Here is a 19,289-nt window from a genome sequence, read left to right as displayed (position 1 = left end):
ATGCGAATGTTGAATCATAAAAAAATACAAGAAAATATGGCATCACGTTTTTTAAAAGACCGAGTTTACCAATTGTTATTTTATATAGCAATTTTGTTTTCAATAGTAATATTGCTTATTTTGCTTTTTCAAATTTTTGAAAAAGGTATAAGTTACCTTTCGTTAGATTTCTTTATAAACTTCGCTTCGCGTAATCCGAAAGAAGCTGGGATTGCTGCAGCTTTGTCAGGAACAATATTATTTATGAGTATTGTTATACCAGTCTCCTTTATATTTGGAGTTGGAACTGCTCTTTATTTAGAGCAATATGCGAAGGAATCTATATTTAAAAAGGTAATAGAAATTAATAATCAAACGTTAGCAGGAGTACCTTCCGTTGTATTTGGATTACTCGGCTTAACCATTTTTGTATATGCTCTTCATTTAGGTGAGAGTATTATTGCGGCGGCACTGACAATGAGTTTACTCGTTTTACCGACAGTTGTTGTAGCGAGTCAAGAAGCGATACGATCTGTGCCAAGTTCATTATTAGAAGCTTCTTACGGATTAGGTGCTACGAAGTGGCAAACGATGTATCAAATTGTATTGCCATATGCTTTCCCAGGAATTATAACGGGTTGTACATTAGCGATCTCAAGAGCGATTGGAGAAGCGGCACCGTTATTAGTTATCGGGGCACTTGCATTTGCAAATTATGTTCCATTTAGTATGTTTGATAGATTTACAGTTTTACCAATTCAAATTTTTAATTGGATGAGTAGGCCACAAGAAGAATTTCAGTACGTAGCTGCTGCTGGGATGATTGTTTTGTTAGGTTTGTTGCTCTTTATCAATATATTTGTCTTATGGTTACGAAATCGAAAATAAGTTGGAAATGGATGAAAGGGGAATTCAAATGGTAGCAACAGTAGTAAATGTACAGGTGAAAAACGAGGAGAAAATCGAGACTGCACCAAAGAAAGTAGTATTTGATACGAAAAACTTAAATTTATGGTACGGAGAAGACCATGCTTTAAAAGATATTAACTTAAGCATTCATGAGAATGAAGTTACAGCAATTATCGGGCCAAGTGGTTGTGGTAAATCCACGTACTTAAAAACATTAAATCGTATGGTAGAGTTAGTACCAATCGTGCGAACTACAGGTGTAATTGAATATAGAGAGCGCAATATATTTGAAAAATCATACCCAGTTGAAGAATTAAGAACTCATGTGGGAATGGTGTTCCAAAAGCCAAATCCATTTCCGAAATCTATTTATGAAAATGTAGCATATGGACCGAAAATTCATGGTATTCGTGATAAGAAAACATTGGATGAAATTGTTGAAAAAAGTTTACGTGGAGCAGCGATTTGGGATGAGTTAAAAGATCGTTTGCATGATAATGCATACGGTTTATCTGGTGGACAGCAACAGCGTCTATGTATCGCACGTTGTTTAGCAATTGAACCAGACGTTATTTTAATGGATGAGCCAACATCGGCACTAGATCCAATTTCAACATTAAAAGTAGAAGAATTAATTCAAGAGTTAAAGAAAGACTTTAGTATTGTGATCGTAACGCATAACATGCAACAAGCAGCACGTATTTCAGACAAAACTGCTTTCTTCTTAAGTGGAGAAGTTGTGGAATATACAGATACAAATAAATTATTTACGACACCTTCAGATAAGCGTACAGAAGATTATATTACAGGCCGATTCGGTTGATATCGTTGCAAGGCTAAGAGTAAATACCCTCTTAACAGAGGGTATTTCTTATTTTGCTGAGAAGGAATACTTCTCCTATTTTAAGGCTGATTACAGAGATAAGAGGCCTTACAATAGGAGATTTATATATATAATATTGAGGGGGAAGAAACGATGGTAAGAGAACAGTTTCAATGTGATTTAAAAACGTTACAGCAAAAGGTGATTGAGCTTGGAGAGCTAGCGAGGGAAGCTTTATTGCTTGCTATGGAAGGTCTTCATACAAGAGATGTAGAGAAAGCGTTAGAGGTAATAGATGGTGATTATCGTATGGATAATTTAGAAGAGGAAATAAATGATCTTGCGCTTATGCTTATTACGAAGCAGCAACCTGTAGCAAGTGATTTAAGAAGGATTTTCATTTCAATTAAAACAGCGACAGATTTAGAGCGTATTGCAGATCATGCTGTTAATATTGCGAAATCAACAATTCGTCTTGGGGAAAAAGAAGTGGTTGTTAGTTTACACAATCTTGATGAAATGTTTGCAATTGCAAATAAGATGTTACAGTTAGCGTTGGAAGCATATGAGCAAGAAAATTTAACTTTTGCGAAACAAATTGCCGAAATGGATGATTCAGTTGATGAAATATATGGGAAAGCGATTCGTGAATTTATATCTTCAGTTCCAGAACAGCCAGAAGCGATTACACAAATTACACAATTATCCTTTGTGGCGAGATATATCGAGCGTGTAGCAGATCATATTACAAATATTGCTGAAAATGTTTTTTATTTAGTAAAAGGAAAGCATTACTTATTAAATGAATAACGAAAAAAGGCAGGTGAAACATCACCTGCTTTTTTTAGTCAAAACATGACAAAAAAAGCTCGTTGTTTCCTTTAGTTTATGATGATAAGATGTATCATAATATAATGGAAAAAATAGGACATATATGTTATTCATTTCATAAGTAATATTTCACCCAACCTACAGTAAGCGCTTTCTTAGTGGGTGTTTAAAAGGTACATGTATATAGGGAGTTTTACTGCCTGTAAAAGCCTGAGTGGTCAGGGCTAATAATCAGTGAGAGATGCAGCAAAATCCCTACTAATTAAAGTTTCATTTTATACTGCTAGTTAATACGGGGTAGATAATATACATATCGTATATGAAGTTACTGAACATTATATAAGTGGAGGCTGAAGTATATGAAGGGGGTTATTTTAGCTGGAGGAAAAGGACGACGCCTTAGACCATTAACATGTAATACTCCAAAGCCGATGTTGCCATTATTAGAAAAGCCAGTTTTGGAATACAATATTGAATTATTACGTCAGCATGGTATTCGTGAAATTGCAATTACTGTTCAGTATATGAGTACAGCCATTAAGCAATATTTTGGTGACGGTAGCAAGTGGGGCGTTAACTTGTACTACTTTGAAGACTCTCCACCGCTTGGAACCGCAGGGAGCATTAAACAAGCGGAAACATTTTTAGATGAAACGTTTGTTGTGATAAGCGGGGATGCGTTAACTGATTTTCAATTATCAGAAGGAATTACGTTTCATGAACAAAAGAAAAGAATGGTAACTATGTTTGTAAAGGAAGTAGAAAATCCACTTTCATTCGGTTTAGTTGTAATGAACAAAGAACAAGAGGTTACACGATATATAGAAAAACCGAGCTGGAATGAAGTAGTCTCTAATATTGTGAATACAGGTATATATATTATGGAGCCAGAAATTTTTTCTTACATACCGCCCCGAGAATTTTTTGATTTCAGTCAAGATGTGTTTCCATTATTGGCAAATAAGAATGCGTTATTTGCATATTTGTCAGAAGGCTATTGGTTAGATATCGGTACATTTGATCAATATCGACAAGCACAATTTGATTTGTTAACGAAAAAATTGCAAGTACCTATTCCTTATACGGAAGTATTGCCGATGGTATGGATGGGGGAAGGTGTGGCGATTGGAAAAGGAACGAAAATTCACGGCCCTTCTTTTATTGGAGAAGGAGCAAAGATTGGTGCTGGAGCTGTAATTGAGCCGTACTCTATTATCGGGAAAAATAGTATTGTTTCAAGTTATTCTCACCTTCAAAAAAGTATTGTTTTTGCAAATGCGCACATTGGGCAGTATTGCGAGCTATTAGAAACGACAATAGGAGAGCATACAACGGTGGAAGATGACGTTACACTGTTTCAAAAAAGCATTGTGGCGGATCATTGTCATATAGGGAAAAGTACGGTAATTAAGCAAAAGGGAAAACTATGGCCATATAAGGCGATTGACAGCTACTCGGTAGTAGGATCGGCTGGTGTTCAAGAAAGTGAAAAGAGTGCAGGGTGGTTGCAAAAAAGCCGCATTGTAGGAAGAGGTAATGTTGAGATCACTCCTCAATTTATTGTGAAGGTTGCGATGGCGTATGGATCTCTTTTTGCCAAAGGAGAAAGTATATTAATCGGGAGTCAAGAACATATAGAAACGACTTCTTATAAAAATCTCTTTCTTCATGCGATTCATGGTATCGGGGTTCATACAATGGAATGCAAAGAAATGAACGAGTCGCTTTTTCAGTATAGTATTCAGGATTTGCAATGTGCAGGTGGGGTTTTCATTCAAGTGGAAAATGAAAAAGAGGTTGTAATAAAATTGTATGGTAAGGATGGGGTACAATTAACGTATAAGCAGCAAAAAGCGATAGAACAAGTATATATGTCTGAGTCGTTTTATTACGTATGTGAGAAGGAAATGGGACAGAATAAGCTAGTCCACGTTTCTTTACATGATTATATAGAGGCTGTATTAGAACGTATTGATATTGAAAAAATACAAAAACAGAAGTTTCATCTTCTTATTAATAAAAGAAATGATATGTTACAACATTTACTTATGCTCTTTTTGCAAAGGCTCGGATGCACAATTACATGGATTTATGCAGGGGAACAAAAGGATCATGTGAAAGCCTTGATGAAATCAAGTAAAGCAAATATGGCACTTATGTTTTCGGAGCAAGGAAATTATTTCGAGTTATATGATAATCATAGTAATATTTACCAAGGTACAGATTTTGAAGAGGTAGATATTCCAGATTTATTACTTGAATCGACAGGAAATATTTACCCAATGTCTTTGAAATTAGGAGAATGTTACCTTCTATTTTATACGCAGGATGAAAAGAAGTCGTTTCAAGCGAGATGGAAGAGAGATATTTTATATCGAATAGGAAAATTATTTGAGCTAATAGCAGTGCAGGGGAAAACATTTCTCAGCATAGTAGAGCAATCACCGCCGCTCTATCTACTTTGTGATGAAGTTGTATGTTCATGGAATGAAAAAGGAAAAATAATGAGGAAATTATTGGCTGATATGGAAAGAAAGGAAGAAGGTATATTTGAAGGAGTACAGTTCAAATATACTGAAAAAGAGTGGTCTTATATCGTTTCTGACACAAAACAACCGAAATTTTTAGTGTATTCGCATGCCAGAAACCCAGTAATAGCAAGGAAAAACATGAAAAATCTTATAGAAAAAATTAGACAATATCAAAAGGTGTAGAATTTTTATTTTAAAAGTGGTATTATAGTATAGTCTGATTTAAGTTATTAGTACTGGAGGGAATAAGAATGCGTGTGAATATTACTCTAGCATGTACAGAATGCGGAGATCGTAACTATATCTCAAAGAAAAACAAACGTAACAACGCTGAGCGTATCGAGCTTAAAAAGTATTGCAAGCGTGACAAGAAGTCTACGTTACACCGTGAAACAAAGTAAGCAGTAGGAATATTTTCCTACTGTTTCTTTTTTTATTCGATTCCGCTGTTAAAAGTGATACACTATCATCGTAGAGCAAAGTATCACTGTGAGGGGGAAAATGTGTGAGAGAAGAGAAACTACGTTTACGTAAACAAATAATAGAGCACATGAATTCTTTATCAGAAGAACGGTATACAACTTTATCAGAGCAAATTGCATTTTCGTTGTATGCGCAAAAAGAGTGGGCTGAAGCTAAAACAATCGGAATCACTCTCTCAATGGAAAATGAAGTGAATACATATCCTATTATCGAAAAAGCTTGGGAAGAGGGAAAGAAAGTTGTTGTTCCGAAGTGTAATAAAGGAACAAGAACAATGTCCTTCCGACAAATTAGTAATTTTGATCAATTAGAAACAGTGTATATGAATTTACGTGAACCAATTCCAGCGCTTACGGAAGAAGTGGGTGCAGATGACATTGATCTTCAAATCGTGCCGGGCGTAGCTTATACAGGGCGAGGAGAACGGATTGGATATGGCGGTGGCTATTATGATCGTTATCTCGTGCATTATAAAGGGAAAACGCTATCATTAGCTTATGGTTTTCAAATGGTGGAACATATTCCAGTAGAGCCGTTTGATAAAAATGTAGAAAAAATTATTACAGAAAAAGGAACAATGGTTAAAAATGGGCTTGTATAGACAAATAAAAATTGACGAGACTTTTTCTTCTTGATTATAATAAAATATGTGAACGTTTTCTTATTATAATTTTTTATAGTAAGTGAGCATAGAGGGTGATGAAATGGTATCTATTTATGATATTCAGCAATTGCTAAAGAAATTTGGTACGATTATTTATACGGGTGATCGAATTGCAGATTTACAATTAATGCAAGATGAATTGCGTGAATTAAATCAATCACAGCTAATCGATCCACAAGACTATCAAACAGCTTTATTTTTATTGAAGCAAGAAATTCAAAAAGAGCTAAATAAGAATTAGATAAAGGTAGGTAAGCAACATGGAAGAGAAATGGTTAGTTGGTGTTGACCTTGGTGGTACAACGATTAAATTAGCATTTATTAATGTGTACGGTGAAATTTTACATAAGTGGGAAATCCCTACGAATACAAATGAGCAAGGAAAACATATTACGCTTGATGTAGCGAAAGCTATTGATAAAAAGTTAGAAGAGTTAGGCGAATTGAAAAGCAAGTTAATCGGTATTGGTATGGGAGCTCCTGGTCCTGTACACGTGGCATCTGGAATGATTTACGAAGCGGTTAACTTAGGATGGAAAAACTATCCGTTAAAAGATTTATTAGAAGTAGAAACAGGATTACCTGTTGTTATTGATAATGATGCAAACTTAGCAGCGCTTGGTGAAATGTGGAAAGGTGCTGGTGAAGGAGCAAAAGATTTAATTTGTATGACACTTGGCACTGGTGTTGGCGGCGGTGTAATTGCCAATGGTGAGATTGTACACGGCGTAAGCGGTGCTGCTGGTGAGATTGGACACATTACAGTCGTTACAGAAAATGCTTTCCCATGTAATTGCGGGAAGTCTGGTTGCCTAGAAACAGTAGCATCTGCAACAGGTATTGTGCGTGTTGCTATGCAAAAAATACAAGAGACTGATAAAGAGAGTATGCTACGTTCTATGTTAGCAGAAGAAGGGCGTATTACATCAAAAGATGTATTTGAAGCGCTTGAACAAGGTGACGAGCTAGCGGGCGAAGTAGTAGAAAAAGTAGCTTCTTATTTAGGATTAGCTGTAGCGAACCTTGCTAGTACGTTGAACCCAGAGAAAATTGTTATTGGCGGTGGTGTGTCTAAAGCTGGAGATGCACTATTAGAGCCAATTCAACGTTATTTCGAGCAATATGCTTTCTCGCGTGCTGTAAAGAGCACGAAGTTAGCGATTGCAATACTTGGTAATGATGCAGGTGTTATCGGAGGAGCTTGGCTTGTAAAAAAGCACAAATACGAAGCGAAGATGGTATAAGTTGTGAAATATGAAAAGAGGAGGGGGAAACCCTTCCTCTTTTTGTGTGAAATCTTGATGAAGAATAACATGTAAATGAATTAAGCTGCTGGTGGGTACCCGTTATATAGAACAGTCATGATCGTAAACCATCCGAAAACGAGTACAGTTGCAATTGCAAAGCCGCCCGCGAATAAGTTTTTTTCGCGAAGTGTTCTAAGCGTAGCAAATACAGCTAACAGAGTGACTAGCGCAAAAATAATAACAAGGCCCATACAATATCCTCCTCTGTCTACCCATTCCTCAATATGAGTTTTTGGAATATTTACTCTTTTATATTGTACATGTTTTAAAAATGATTGTCGAGATAGCATCCTTTCTTTTCCTAAGAGAAAAAAATGTTGTATCATTGAAAGTAAGTTTAATAATTGGAGGAGATTTTCATATGAAATGGATACAAATGCCGTTAGGCCCATTACAAACGAATGCTTATATTTTAACGAATGATCAAAATGAGTGTATTATCTTTGATCCTGGTCACGAAGGAGAGAAACTCGTTACATATTTACAAGAAGAACAATTAAAGCCACTGGCTGTTTTATTAACACATGCTCACTTCGATCATATTGGTGCTGTTGATGCGGTAAGAGACGCTTTTCATATTCCTGTGTACGTACATAAAGAAGAAGCAGATTGGTTAGGCGATGCAACTGTAAATGGCTCTCAAATTTTTATGATGAATCGTAGCATTACAGCAAAACCAGCAGATCGTATTATTGATGCAGAAGGTGCATTAGCAATTGGTTCATTTAATTTTGAAATATTTGAGACGCCAGGACATTCTCCGGGCAGTATTTCTTATTATTGTAAAGAGGCGAATGCTGTATTTTCTGGAGATGTATTGTTCCAAATGAGCATCGGAAGAACAGATTTACCTGGTGGGAGTTTTGCTGAATTGATTGGAAGTATTGAAGAAAAATTATTTGTGTTACCAGATGAAACAGCGGTGTTATGTGGACATGGTCCAGAAACAAGCATTGGTTTTGAAAAAGAAAATAATCCATTTTTACAGTAAGGAGTCATTATGGGGATGGAGCTCATTTTTAGAAAATGGATGGAAAAAGAAAAGGATTATTCGATTTCATATAGTACATATATGAACCTTGCATTATACGCAGCGGAACATGGATACTATATGAAAGAGCGTGAAAAAATTGGAAGACAAGGGGACTTTTTTACAAGTAGCAACGTATCCTCTGTTTTTGCAAAAACATTTGCAAAGTTTTTTATTCGTCTTGTTGAAAATGGTGAAGTTGCTCCGAATATTTGTGAGATTGGCGGGGGAACAGGAAGGTTTGCCTATGATGTTTTACAAGAGTGGAAGCAAGTATCTCCAGAAACCTTTATTGATTTAAACTATTCAGTGATTGAAATGAGCCCTTTTCATAGAAACTTACAGCAGAAAAATCTTTGTTCGTTTTCTAATGTGTCCTATTATACGTCGCATAGTGAAATGGGAGAATCATTCGATGGGATTCTTTTTTCGAATGAGTTATTTGATGCATTTCCTGTTGAAGTAATTGAGAAGAGAAATGGAATATTGTATGAAGTACGTGTTACGTACACAGAGGAAGGGAAACTTGCAGAAGTATGTAGACCGTTACATAAAAGCATTGGTCGATACTTATTGAAATATAATATTCATCTTGCTGAAGGGCAGCGTTTTGAAGTACCACTTTCAATGGAAGAATATATAAAAGAAATTGCGAAATGGTTTCAAAAAGGTATATGTATTACAGTTGATTATGGATACACAAAAGAAGAATGGATGCATCCTGCACGTCAAGAAGGAAGTTTACGAGGGTATTACGAGCATAAGTTAATCCGTAATCCTTTAGCGCATCCAGGTGAAATGGATCTTACTACTCATATTCATTGGGACGAACTGAAAGAGATGTTTAGCCTGCAAGGCATGGATATAGTATGGCATAAGAAGCAATCGGAGTTTTTGTTAGCAGCAGGAATATTAGACCAGCTTACCAATCATCAAGATCGGAATCCTTTTTCTGAAACTCAAAAACAAAATCGAGCAGTTCGTTCTATGATTTTGAGCGGAGGATTAGGGAGTGCATTTGATGTTGTTATACATACGAAACATATGCAACAGTTACACTTGGAACGGTATTTAAAAGTATAAAAAACAAGACACAGCATATTTCTGTGTCTTGTTTTTTAATACGACTTATGTAGTATCATATATTTCCTCTCATGATATATATTTATATTAAAGATATGAGATGAAAAATATAAAATACGTCCTTTTTTTCTGTTTATTAGTCCCTAACCTAATAATACGCGAACGAGTTGAATAATTGTTTCGTTTTCTACTTTGTAATAAATCTCCAATCCTTTTCTTTCACTAGAAACGATTTTAGCACTTTTTAACTTTGCTAAATGCTGTGAAATTGTAGATTGTGGCATGTTTAAGCCAGTGTACATTGTAGAAACGTTGCTTGGACCACGTTCAATTAATCCTTTTACAATACATAAGCGAACAGGATGAGCAAGTACTTTCAATAATTCTGCATTGCTTTCATATAGTTCTATTTCTTTTTGAAAGGTTTCTAACATGTTCTTTTCCACCTCCGTGTGAGCTGTTATACCATACTATACATACCAAAAAATTAAAGAAAAGAAAACAGTTGTTGCAGAAAAAAAGTCCTAAAGTAAAGAAATTGTAAGAAAAGAGACTCTGATGTAAATAAAGTAGATGATTTAGCACGGTTTTGTAAAATGACATTTTTGAGTGAAAATTTCGATGCGTTTTAAAAATTGAAAGATATAGATATATTTGTAACACAATCTTACCATGATTTTCTTATTCTTTCAAATGAATATACAAAATTTTTAAAATAATAAGATAAAGGGATTGTAATGTAATATCTAGAATATAAAACAGGTTAAAAAGAAAAGAAGCTAAATGTAGTCAGCTTCTTTATGGTGAAAATGAAATGTTTGAATATAGCTGATAAATCTTAGAATTACCAAGACATTAGTTATGTATTCTAGATTTCATCTTTCATCAATTTTAAAAATCTGTGGTTCCATATATTCTCATAAAAATCAATTGTCTCTTTTGCGGACATAAATGGATTGTTTAACGTAGAGGTTGCTTTCTGTACCATGAAGTTTTCATATCCTAGTCCATGCGCAAATTTTATCGTAGCATCCATGCAGTACTCTGTTTGGGCACCACAAAATTCAATACGCTGTACAGATAATTGCTCTAAAATTTCTTTTAAGTTTGTTTTATAAAATGAATTTGCATGTGTTTTTCTTACAAAAAAATCTTGTTCTTGAACATCTAGATCAATATGAAGAGCCCAAAGTTCTTTTTCAGGTACTAAATCCTCATCACAATGTTGAACAAAAATGATTGATTTATTTGATTTTCTGTATGAAGAAATTCTATTATTTACTTTTGGAAGTAAATTTTGTAGATCAAATAAATGCTCTTCGTTATAACATACTCCATTTTGTAAATCGATAACGATTAAAACATCTGCACAAGTATCCATTATTTCCCCCCCTTTTTTTACTTCTTAATATATCAATTAATTTATAATTTGGAAATAGGTGGTACTCTCTCGTTTTTGTATGAACTATACGAAAAGTGAAAAATATACTTAACAGCATAAAAAAGAAGATATGAAAACTTAATTTCATATCTTCTTTTTTCTCTACGCATTTACAGGTTCTTCTACATAAGAAAGGGCATTTTCAAAATCAGATATTAAATCGTCAACATTTTCAAGGCCGACGGATAACCGAAGTAATGAATTAGAAATCCCTCTTTCATCACGAGCTTCTTGTGACAGGGCTGCATGTGACATTTTAGCTGGGTAGGAAAGAATCGATTCGACAGCTCCTAAACTAACTGCAAAGACAGGTAATTTTACTTTTGATAAAAATTGGCGGAGTGCGTCTTCTGATTGTAAAGTGAAAGATAGGACAGCTCCGGCTGATGTAGCTTGTGATTGTTGAATATCAAATCCAAGATGTGTTTGTAAGCCAGGATAATAGACATTTTGAACTTTAGCGTGCTCTTGTAAATAGTGTGCAATTTTATTGGCGTTTGCAGCTGAATGCTCAAGACGTACATGCAATGTTTTTAGGCCGCGAAGTACGAGAGAACAATCTTGAGGACCTAAAATAGCACCGAATGCATTTTGTAAAAATCCAAGTTTTTGAGCGAGTTCGGTATCTTTTACAACCGCTAATCCGGCAGTAACATCACTATGACCAGCAATGAATTTTGTGGCACTATGAAGAACGACATCGGCCCCAAGATCAAGTGGTTTCTGGAATAGTGGTGTCAAAAATGTATTATCAACAAAAGTAAGGGCGTCGATAGATTTTGCAAGTTTAGAAACTGCACGAATATCTGTCACTTTTAAAAGTGGATTAGAGGGCGTTTCCACATAAAAGAGTTTTGTATTTGGCTTAATGTTTTGCTTTATTTCTTCTAAATTGGTCATATCAACAAATGTATGTGAAACACCGTAACGGGAGAGAACTTCAGTTATAATTCGATAAGTGCCTCCATATACGTCTTCTGAAATGAGTACGTGATCGCCTTGTGAAAGAAGGAGAAATGCAGTAGAAATCGCTGCAATTCCTGATGCGAAGGCAAATCCTTTTGTTCCGCCTTCTAATAAAGCGATGATATCTTCAAGAGCTTCACGAGTTGGATTACCAGAGCGGCTATAGTCATATTTTCCGAATGTATCTACATCAAATTGGTGGAATGTTGATGTGTTATAGATGGGAACGTTAACAGCTCCTGTTTGCGAGTCGTGTTTATATTGGTTGTGCAGTAAGAGTGTATCTATCGAATAACTCATATTCTTACACCTTCTTTTACAAGTTTAATGGCTTGCTCTAAGTCTTGAATCAAATCGTTACTATTTTCAATACCCACGGAAAATCGTAGAAGACGATTACATACACCGTTTGCTGTTCTGATTTCTTCTGGGATATCAGCATGTGTTTGCGTTGCTGGATACGTCATTAGACTTTCAACACCACCAAGACTTTCAGCAAATGTAATTAAGGATAAAGATTGTAAGAAGGGATTAATCCATGTTTCATCTTTCAGACGAAATGAGATCATGCCGCCTCTTCCAGGATAAAATACATCTGTCACCCCGTCTTCATTATTTAAATAAGCAACAACTGCTTTTGCATTTTCTTCATGTTGTCTCATACGAAGCGCTAACGTTTTCATACCGCGAATTAATAGCCATGAGTCAAATGGGCTTAAAACCGCACCAGAGGCATTATGATAATGAGCGATTTCCTCACAAAGTTCCGTTCCTTTTGCAACGACAAGACCGCTTAGTACATCGTTATGTCCTCCTAAATATTTTGTGGCGCTATGAAGCACAATGTCGGCACCTTCTGTTAATGGCTGCTGTATATAAGGCGTATAAAATGTGTTGTCTACAATAAGAAGTAGTCCGTGTCTTTTCGCTACGGTTGCGACAGCGGCAATATCGGTAACTTGCATTAATGGGTTAGTCGGAGTTTCTATGAAAATAGCCTTCGTTTCAGTTGTGATAGCTTTCTCAATTTGTTTAATAGATTGTGTATTTACGTATCTACATCGAACGTTCCACTTTTTTTCGTGCTCAGAAAATAATCGATAAGTGCCCCCGTATAAATCTTCGGATACAATAAGTTCGTCTCCAGAACGGAATAGGGAAAGGACGAGGAGAACAGCTGCCATCCCTGAACTACAGGCATAACCTTGTTCACCATATTCTAAGTCTGCGATTGCCTGTTCTAACAGGCCGCGAGTTGGATTTCCAGTTCGTGAATAGTCAAAACCAGTAGATTTACCAATTCCTTCGTGACGATAAGCAGTTGAGAAATAAACAGGTGGATTAACAGTTCCTGTTGTAGTTTCGCTCCGGTTTCCGATTTGTGCTAGTTTTGTTTCAATAGTTGACATTTAAAAATTCCTCCTTTTTAAATTAACAATTAAGTGAATGTAAAATAAAAAAAGCCTTCTAAGAAGAAGGCTTTCGGTTTGAATAGAGTCTTCTTCTCATCTGTCAAATCTTTCACAATTTGCTGGAATTAGCACCTTATTAACAAATGTTAATGGTTGCTGAGGCGTCATAGGGCCAGTCCCTCTACCTCTCTAGATAAGAATGTTCGTATGAAATTTTATTATGTTTTTAACTTTACAACAAAAGATAATTGAATTGCAACTTTATTTTAAATAATTTTTATTTTTCCGCAAGTGTCATTGACTTTTGTATTTGTGCATGCTAAATTTATTAAAAAATTAACAAACATTGTTAAAAGGGGAACGTATTTCCTTTTAGCTACATAAATAAAATAATAAAGACAAACTCTTATTGAGAGCGGTGGAGGGAAAGGCCCTGTGAAACCCGGCAACCTTCAAACGAAATGTTTGAAACGGTGCTAATACCTGCAAAACGAATGTTTTGCATGATAAGAGGAGGATCGATTATGTCCCCCTCTTCAAAGTGAAGAGGGGGTTTTTATATTGATAGAAATGAGGGAGATTTGTGAAATTACTAGATTTATTATCAAAAGGAATTGTAATAGGTGATGGCGCGGTTGGAACTTTATTACATTCACATGGCTTGCAAAGTAGTTTTGAAGAATTGAATATATCTGATCCAGATTTGATTATATCGATTCATAAGCAATATGTAGCTGCTGGGGCAGATGTGATTCAAACAAATACGTACGGAGCAAATGAAGCAAAATTACGTATGTATGGCTTAGAGAATCAAGTTGTTCAAATTAATAAAGCGGCAGTGAAGATTGCGAAAGCATCTGTTACAGACAGAAATGTAATTTTAGGAACAATTGGTGGTATGAAACATATCGGAGCTGTAACGACAACTGATATGGAGCGAGAATTTATGTTATTGGAACAGGCGAGTGCATTACTAGAAGAACAGGTTGATGGACTGTTATTAGAGACTTTTTATGATGAGTTTGAATTACTTCATGCTGTTCAGGTGTTACGAAAACAAACGAATATTCCAATTGTAGCTCAATTAGCGTTACATGAGGCGGGTACGACTCAAAATGGAAATGATGTAAATGAAATATTAAAACAGCTTTTAGATTACGGTGCAAATGTTGTTGGATTGAACTGCCAACTAGGGCCACTTCACATGACGGAAGCTTTTAAAATGATATCGATTCCTCAAAATGGCTACTTGTCAGCATATCCAAATGCAGGTCTCCCGAATTATGTGGAGGGACGTTACGTATATGAGGGAAGTCCGGCTTATTTCGAAGCGATGACGCCGAAATTTATTGAGCAAGGTATTCGGTTATTGGGTGGTTGTTGTGGCACGACTCCAGAACATATTGAAAGTATGAAACGTGCTACTTTAAACGTTACACCTGTAATAGAAAAGGATACGATTCAAAGACCGAAAGTAGTTCATACACATGAGAAACGTTCGAAAGCTCATGTCACTTTAGCAGAGAAAGCAAAAAAACAAACGACAGTAGTAGTGGAATTAGACCCACCGAAAACGTTAGATACGCAGCGGTTTTTTGAAGGAGCAAGAGCATTGAAAAGAGCTGGGGCAGATGCTATTACTCTAGCAGATAATTCATTAGCATCGCCACGCGTCTCAAATATGGCAATGGGGGCATTATTAACGAAACACGATATTCCAGTATTGACTCATTTAACGTGTAGAGACCATAACGTCATCGGACTACAATCTCATTTACTAGGCCTATCAGCGTTAGGTATGGAAGAAGTGTTAGCTTTAACTGGAGATCCAGCGCGCGTTGGTGATTTTCCAGGTGCCACTTCTGTATATGATTTGTCCTCTATTGAGCTCATTAAAATGATTAAAGAGATGAACGATGGGCGCTCTATTTTAGGGAAATCAATAGGTCCAGCAACAAGGTTTTCAGTGGGAGGTGCGTTTAATCCGCATGTAAGACATTTAAAAGCAGCGGTTAAGCGAATGGAACGGAAAATAGATGCTGGAGCAGAATATTTCTTAACGCAGCCGATTTACGATATCGCATTAATTGAAGAAGTGTATGAAGCGACAAAGCATTTGGAACAACCTATTTTTATTGGGATTATGCCATTAATAAGTAAAAGGAATGCAGATTTCCTTCATTTTGAGGTGCCGGGTATTACTCTACCTGAAGAAATAAGGGAGAGAATGGATGGACATGAAACGAAAGAGGCAGCAATTGAGGAAGGGATTCGCATTTCACAAGAATTGATCGATGCGGCGATGAAATATTTTAACGGCATTTATCTTATTACACCATTTCTAAAATATGAAATTACAGAACATCTTGTTAAATATGTGAGAGAAAAGCAAGAAGTGAAAGAAGGTATTAACTGATGAAATGTATAGAAGAAAAACTACAAAATAACATTTTAATATTAGATGGTGCAATGGGAACAATGATTCAGCAAGAGGACTTAACTGCGGAAGATTTCGGAGGAGAAGAGTACGAAGGGTGTAATGAATATTTAGTAGAAACAAGGCCTGATGTCATTTTGAAAATCCATAAATCTTACATTGAAGCTGGAGCGGATATTATTGAAACAAATACATTTGGGGCGACAAACATTGTATTAAGTGATTATGAGCTGTCTCATTTAGACGAGGAACTAAATGAGAAGGCAGCGCGTTTAGCAAAGCAAGCGGTCAACGAAAGCGGGAAGGAAGTATATGTTGCGGGAGCAATGGGGCCGACAACGAAGGCGATTAGTGTTACTGGTGGTGTGACGTTTGAAGAATTAATTGAAGCCTATACACGGCAGGCAAGAGGCTTATTAAATGGCGACGTAGATGTATTACTCGTCGAGACGAGTCAAGATATGCGTAACGTGAAGGCTGCTTATATTGGAATCCAAGCAGCTTTTGACGAACTAAATAAAATTGTGCCTATCATGATTTCGGGAACGATTGAACCGATGGGAACGACTCTGGCTGGGCAAACAATTGAGGCTTTTTACTTATCGGTAGAACATATGAAGCCATTGTCTGTTGGATTAAACTGTGCGACTGGTCCAGAGTTTATGAGAGACCATATTCGTTCCCTATCCGATTTATCGGAGTGTTACATTTCTTGTTATCCAAATGCAGGTCTTCCTGATGAAGATGGACATTATCATGAATCTCCATCTTCTCTCGCTGAAAAAGTGAAGCGATTTGCTGAAGAAGGATGGGTTAATATTATAGGTGGTTGTTGTGGTACAACACCAGAACATATAAAAGCAATGAAATCCGCGTTAGCGTCTCTTAAGCCGCGTGAACATCACGAAAGAGATGGACACGGAGTTAGTGGATTAGAGGCACTGCAGTATGATGATTCTATGAGACCGTTATTTGTTGGTGAAAGAACAAATGTTATTGGATCACGTAAATTTAAAAGATTAGTAGCAGAAGGGAAATTTGAAGAGGCTGCTGAAGTCGCAAGAGCGCAAGTGAAGAAAAATGCTCATATTATTGATATTTGTATGGCAGATCCTGATCGCGATGAAATAGAAGATATGGAAAACTTCTTGGCAGAAGTTACAAAAGTATTAAAAGTACCAATTATGATTGATTCAACAGATGAAAATGTGATGGAGCGAGCTCTTACTTATATTCAAGGAAAAGCTGTTATTAATTCAATTAATTTAGAAGATGGAGAAGAACGATTTAAAAAAGTGACGCCGCTTCTTCGGAAATATGGTGCTGCTATTGTTGTAGGAACAATTGATGAAGATGGTATGGCGGTTAGTGCAGAACGCAAACTCGAAATCGCGAAAAGAAGTTATGAGTTATTGACAACGAAATATGGTATACGCCCGTCAGATATTATTTTTGATGCACTTGTATTCCCTGTAGGTACAGGTGATGAAGAATATATGGGTTCAGCGGCAGCGACGATAGAAGGAATTCGCCTTATTAAAGAAGCATTACCAGAGTGTTTAACGATTTTAGGTGTAAGTAACATATCATTTGGTTTACCACCAGCTGGCCGCGAAGTATTAAATTCGGTCTTTTTATATCATGCAACGAAAACAGGATTAGATTACGCGATTGTGAATACGGAAAAATTAGAACGGTATGCGTCAATTCCAGAGGAAGAAAAACGTCTTGCAGATGCATTACTTTTTGAAACGACGCAAGAGACGTTAGAAGAATTTACAAATTTCTATCGCGCGGCAAAAAAGAAAGCTGTCGTTATCCAAGAAACATTAACTCTTGATGAAAGGCTGGCAAATTACATTGTAGAAGGTACGAAACAAGGGCTACAAGAAGATTTAAGCTTCGCACTTACAGAAGGAAGAAAACCTTTGGATATTATTAATGGGCCACTTATGACAGGAATGGATGAGGTGGGACGACTATTTAATAATAATGAGCTTATCGTTGCCGAAGTATTGCAAAGTGCTGAAAGTATGAAAGCAGCTGTAAGCTATTTAGAGCCACATATGGAATCTAGCGAGAGTGCGAAAAAAGGGAAAGTATTATTAGCAACTGTTAAAGGTGACGTACATGATATTGGGAAAAACCTCGTTGAAATTATTTTATCGAATAACGGATATGAGATTATTAATTTAGGAATCAATGTTCGCTCGGATCGAATTGTACAAGAAGTACAAGAAAAGAAGCCTGACATTATTGGCCTTTCTGGTTTATTAGTAAAATCAGCGCAACAAATGGTAACGACTGCTGAAGATTTAAAAGCGGCAAATATTGATATTCCAATCGTTGTAGGTGGGGCAGCGTTAACGAGAAAGTTTACAGATAACCGTATTTCACCATCATATACAGGGCTTGTATGCTATGCGAGTGATGCAATGACGGGGCTTGATATCATTAATAAGCTTCAAAAAGAAGAAGAACGCGAAAAGATGAAACAAGATAAAAAAGAGCGTCATCTTCATATCGTAAAAAAAGAGGATAAGAAAGTAGAAATTCCAGCAGTAATTGAACCATTACCGAAGGCTGAGGTTATGATACCTGATTCAACAAAGCGAATTGTATTACGTGATATTCCCGCCCTTCATCTCGCTCCATTTCTAAATAGACAAATGCTACTTGGACATCACCTTGGATTAAAAGGAAATGTGAAGAAGCTTCTGCGAGAGGGAGATAAGAGAGCACACGCATTAAATGATTTAATAGACGAATTATTGCAGGAAGGACAATCTTGGTTAAAACCGAAAGCTGTGTATCAATTTTTCCCAGCGCAAAGCGACGGACAACATATTGTAATATATGATCCAGAAGATCATACAAGTGTTATAGAACGTTTCACATTCCCAAGACAAGGAAAGGCACCATATCGTACTTTAGGTGATTATTTACGACCAGTTGGAGATGAAATGGACTATGTTGCTTTCCTATCTGTTACGGTTGGGGAAGGCGTTCGGGATATTGCTGAAGAGTGGAAGGCGAAGGGTGATTATTTACGCAGTCATGCCATTCAATCGTTAGCGCTTGAACTAGCAGAAGGACTTGCTGAAAAAACACATATGCTCATTCGTGATCGCTGGGGTATTCCAGATTCACCAGAACTGACGATGGAAGAACGTTTCCGTACGAAATATAGAGGGATACGCGTGTCTTTTGGTTATCCAGCATGTCCAGAACTTGCGGATCAAGAAAAGTTATTTCGCCTTATTCATCCAGAAGAAATAGGTATTTCATTAACGGAAGGATTTATGATGGAGCCAGAAGCATCTGTGACGGCTATGGTATTTTCTCACCCTGAAGCAAGATATTTTAGTGTATTATAGTGTAGAAGGGGGAGAC

The 19,289-nt window shown here is 36.4% G+C and carries 17 protein-coding genes and 2 riboswitches; of the genes, 12 read left to right on the top strand and 5 right to left on the bottom strand.

Translation table 11 applies throughout. From position 1 onward, the window contains the following. From pstA to glcK, 8 genes are all read left to right on the top strand, one after another. Entirely contained in the window at positions 1 to 867 is an 867-nt protein-coding gene (gene pstA, locus KZZ19_RS20875) for a phosphate ABC transporter permease PstA (protein ID WP_237979504.1), read from the top strand. Between the two features lie 28 nt (positions 868 to 895). Continuing rightward, complete coding sequence (gene pstB, locus KZZ19_RS20870; RefSeq protein ID WP_000226689.1) at positions 896 to 1,711, top strand: phosphate ABC transporter ATP-binding protein; 816 nt, start codon at positions 896 to 898, stop codon at positions 1,709 to 1,711. A gap of 153 nt (positions 1,712 to 1,864) precedes the next feature. Then, positions 1,865 to 2,521: a phosphate signaling complex protein PhoU gene (gene phoU, locus KZZ19_RS20865; RefSeq protein ID WP_088098192.1), complete on the top strand. Its 657-nt coding sequence runs from the start codon at positions 1,865 to 1,867 to the stop codon at positions 2,519 to 2,521. Between the two features lie 380 nt (positions 2,522 to 2,901). Then, the gene (locus KZZ19_RS20860; protein ID WP_237979503.1) at positions 2,902 to 5,256 is read left to right on the top strand and encodes a sugar phosphate nucleotidyltransferase; all 2,355 of its coding nucleotides are present in this window, start codon (positions 2,902 to 2,904) and stop codon (positions 5,254 to 5,256) included. A gap of 68 nt (positions 5,257 to 5,324) precedes the next feature. Further along, positions 5,325 to 5,474, top strand: coding sequence for a 50S ribosomal protein L33 (rpmG, locus tag KZZ19_RS20855; protein WP_001265616.1), 150 nt, complete (start codon positions 5,325 to 5,327; stop codon positions 5,472 to 5,474). A gap of 104 nt (positions 5,475 to 5,578) precedes the next feature. Then, positions 5,579 to 6,157 (top strand): 5-formyltetrahydrofolate cyclo-ligase, encoded by a 579-nt coding sequence (locus KZZ19_RS20850; RefSeq protein ID WP_088097762.1) that lies wholly within the window; start codon positions 5,579 to 5,581, stop codon positions 6,155 to 6,157. A 103-nt stretch (positions 6,158 to 6,260) separates the two neighbouring features. Next, entirely contained in the window at positions 6,261 to 6,461 is a 201-nt protein-coding gene (locus tag KZZ19_RS20845; RefSeq protein ID WP_000253699.1) for a YqgQ family protein, read from the top strand. Positions 6,462 to 6,480: 19 nt separating this feature from the next. Further along, complete coding sequence (gene glcK / locus KZZ19_RS20840) at positions 6,481 to 7,464, top strand: glucokinase (protein ID WP_237979502.1); 984 nt, start codon at positions 6,481 to 6,483, stop codon at positions 7,462 to 7,464. An 80-nt stretch (positions 7,465 to 7,544) separates the two neighbouring features. Here glcK and KZZ19_RS20835 read toward each other — a convergent pair whose 3' ends face one another. After that, positions 7,545 to 7,718, bottom strand: coding sequence for a DUF2759 domain-containing protein (locus tag KZZ19_RS20835; protein ID WP_000524847.1), 174 nt, complete (start codon positions 7,716 to 7,718; stop codon positions 7,545 to 7,547). A 170-nt stretch (positions 7,719 to 7,888) separates the two neighbouring features. Here KZZ19_RS20835 and KZZ19_RS20830 point away from each other — a divergent pair, with 170 nt between their 5' ends. Both KZZ19_RS20830 and KZZ19_RS20825 read left to right on the top strand, forming a co-directional pair. After that, complete coding sequence (locus KZZ19_RS20830; RefSeq protein WP_237979501.1) at positions 7,889 to 8,518, top strand: MBL fold metallo-hydrolase; 630 nt, start codon at positions 7,889 to 7,891, stop codon at positions 8,516 to 8,518. A 9-nt stretch (positions 8,519 to 8,527) separates the two neighbouring features. Beyond that, complete coding sequence (locus KZZ19_RS20825) at positions 8,528 to 9,640, top strand: class I SAM-dependent methyltransferase (RefSeq protein WP_237979500.1); 1,113 nt, start codon at positions 8,528 to 8,530, stop codon at positions 9,638 to 9,640. 143 nt (positions 9,641 to 9,783) lie between these two features. Here the strand turns inward: KZZ19_RS20825 and KZZ19_RS20820 are convergent, their stop codons facing one another. From KZZ19_RS20820 to metI, 4 genes are all read right to left on the bottom strand, one after another. Beyond that, positions 9,784 to 10,074, bottom strand: coding sequence for an ArsR/SmtB family transcription factor (locus KZZ19_RS20820; protein WP_000894375.1), 291 nt, complete (start codon positions 10,072 to 10,074; stop codon positions 9,784 to 9,786). Between the two features lie 434 nt (positions 10,075 to 10,508). Further along, complete coding sequence (locus tag KZZ19_RS20815; RefSeq protein ID WP_237979499.1) at positions 10,509 to 11,021, bottom strand: cysteine hydrolase family protein; 513 nt, start codon at positions 11,019 to 11,021, stop codon at positions 10,509 to 10,511. A gap of 162 nt (positions 11,022 to 11,183) precedes the next feature. Then, the gene (metC, locus tag KZZ19_RS20810; RefSeq protein ID WP_237979498.1) at positions 11,184 to 12,347 is read right to left on the bottom strand and encodes a cystathionine beta-lyase; all 1,164 of its coding nucleotides are present in this window, start codon (positions 12,345 to 12,347) and stop codon (positions 11,184 to 11,186) included. Then, the gene (gene metI, locus KZZ19_RS20805) at positions 12,344 to 13,456 is read right to left on the bottom strand and encodes a cystathionine gamma-synthase/O-acetylhomoserine thiolyase (RefSeq protein ID WP_237979497.1); all 1,113 of its coding nucleotides are present in this window, start codon (positions 13,454 to 13,456) and stop codon (positions 12,344 to 12,346) included. Before metI ends, metC begins: the two co-directional genes overlap by 4 nt. A 93-nt stretch (positions 13,457 to 13,549) precedes the next feature. After that, a riboswitch (SAM riboswitch) is annotated at positions 13,550 to 13,659 on the bottom strand. 203 nt (positions 13,660 to 13,862) lie between these two features. Continuing rightward, positions 13,863 to 13,972, top strand: a riboswitch (SAM riboswitch). A gap of 70 nt (positions 13,973 to 14,042) precedes the next feature. Between metI and KZZ19_RS20800 the strand changes: the two genes are divergently transcribed. Together KZZ19_RS20800 and metH are read left to right on the top strand one after the other, a co-directional pair. Then, on the top strand, positions 14,043 to 15,875 hold the full coding sequence (locus KZZ19_RS20800) for a bifunctional homocysteine S-methyltransferase/methylenetetrahydrofolate reductase (protein WP_237979496.1): 1,833 nt from the start codon (positions 14,043 to 14,045) through the stop codon (positions 15,873 to 15,875). Further along, on the top strand, positions 15,875 to 19,273 hold the full coding sequence (gene metH, locus KZZ19_RS20795; protein ID WP_237979495.1) for a methionine synthase: 3,399 nt from the start codon (positions 15,875 to 15,877) through the stop codon (positions 19,271 to 19,273). Before KZZ19_RS20800 ends, metH begins: the two co-directional genes overlap by 1 nt. Positions 19,274 to 19,289: the final 16 nt, after the last annotated feature.

It is taken from the genome of Bacillus thuringiensis (assembly GCF_022095615.2).
GTDB classification, from domain to species: domain Bacteria; phylum Bacillota; class Bacilli; order Bacillales; family Bacillaceae_G; genus Bacillus_A; species Bacillus_A cereus_AG.
Note: the sequence above shows the minus strand (reverse complement) of the source record. Positions and strands in the feature narration are given on the sequence as shown.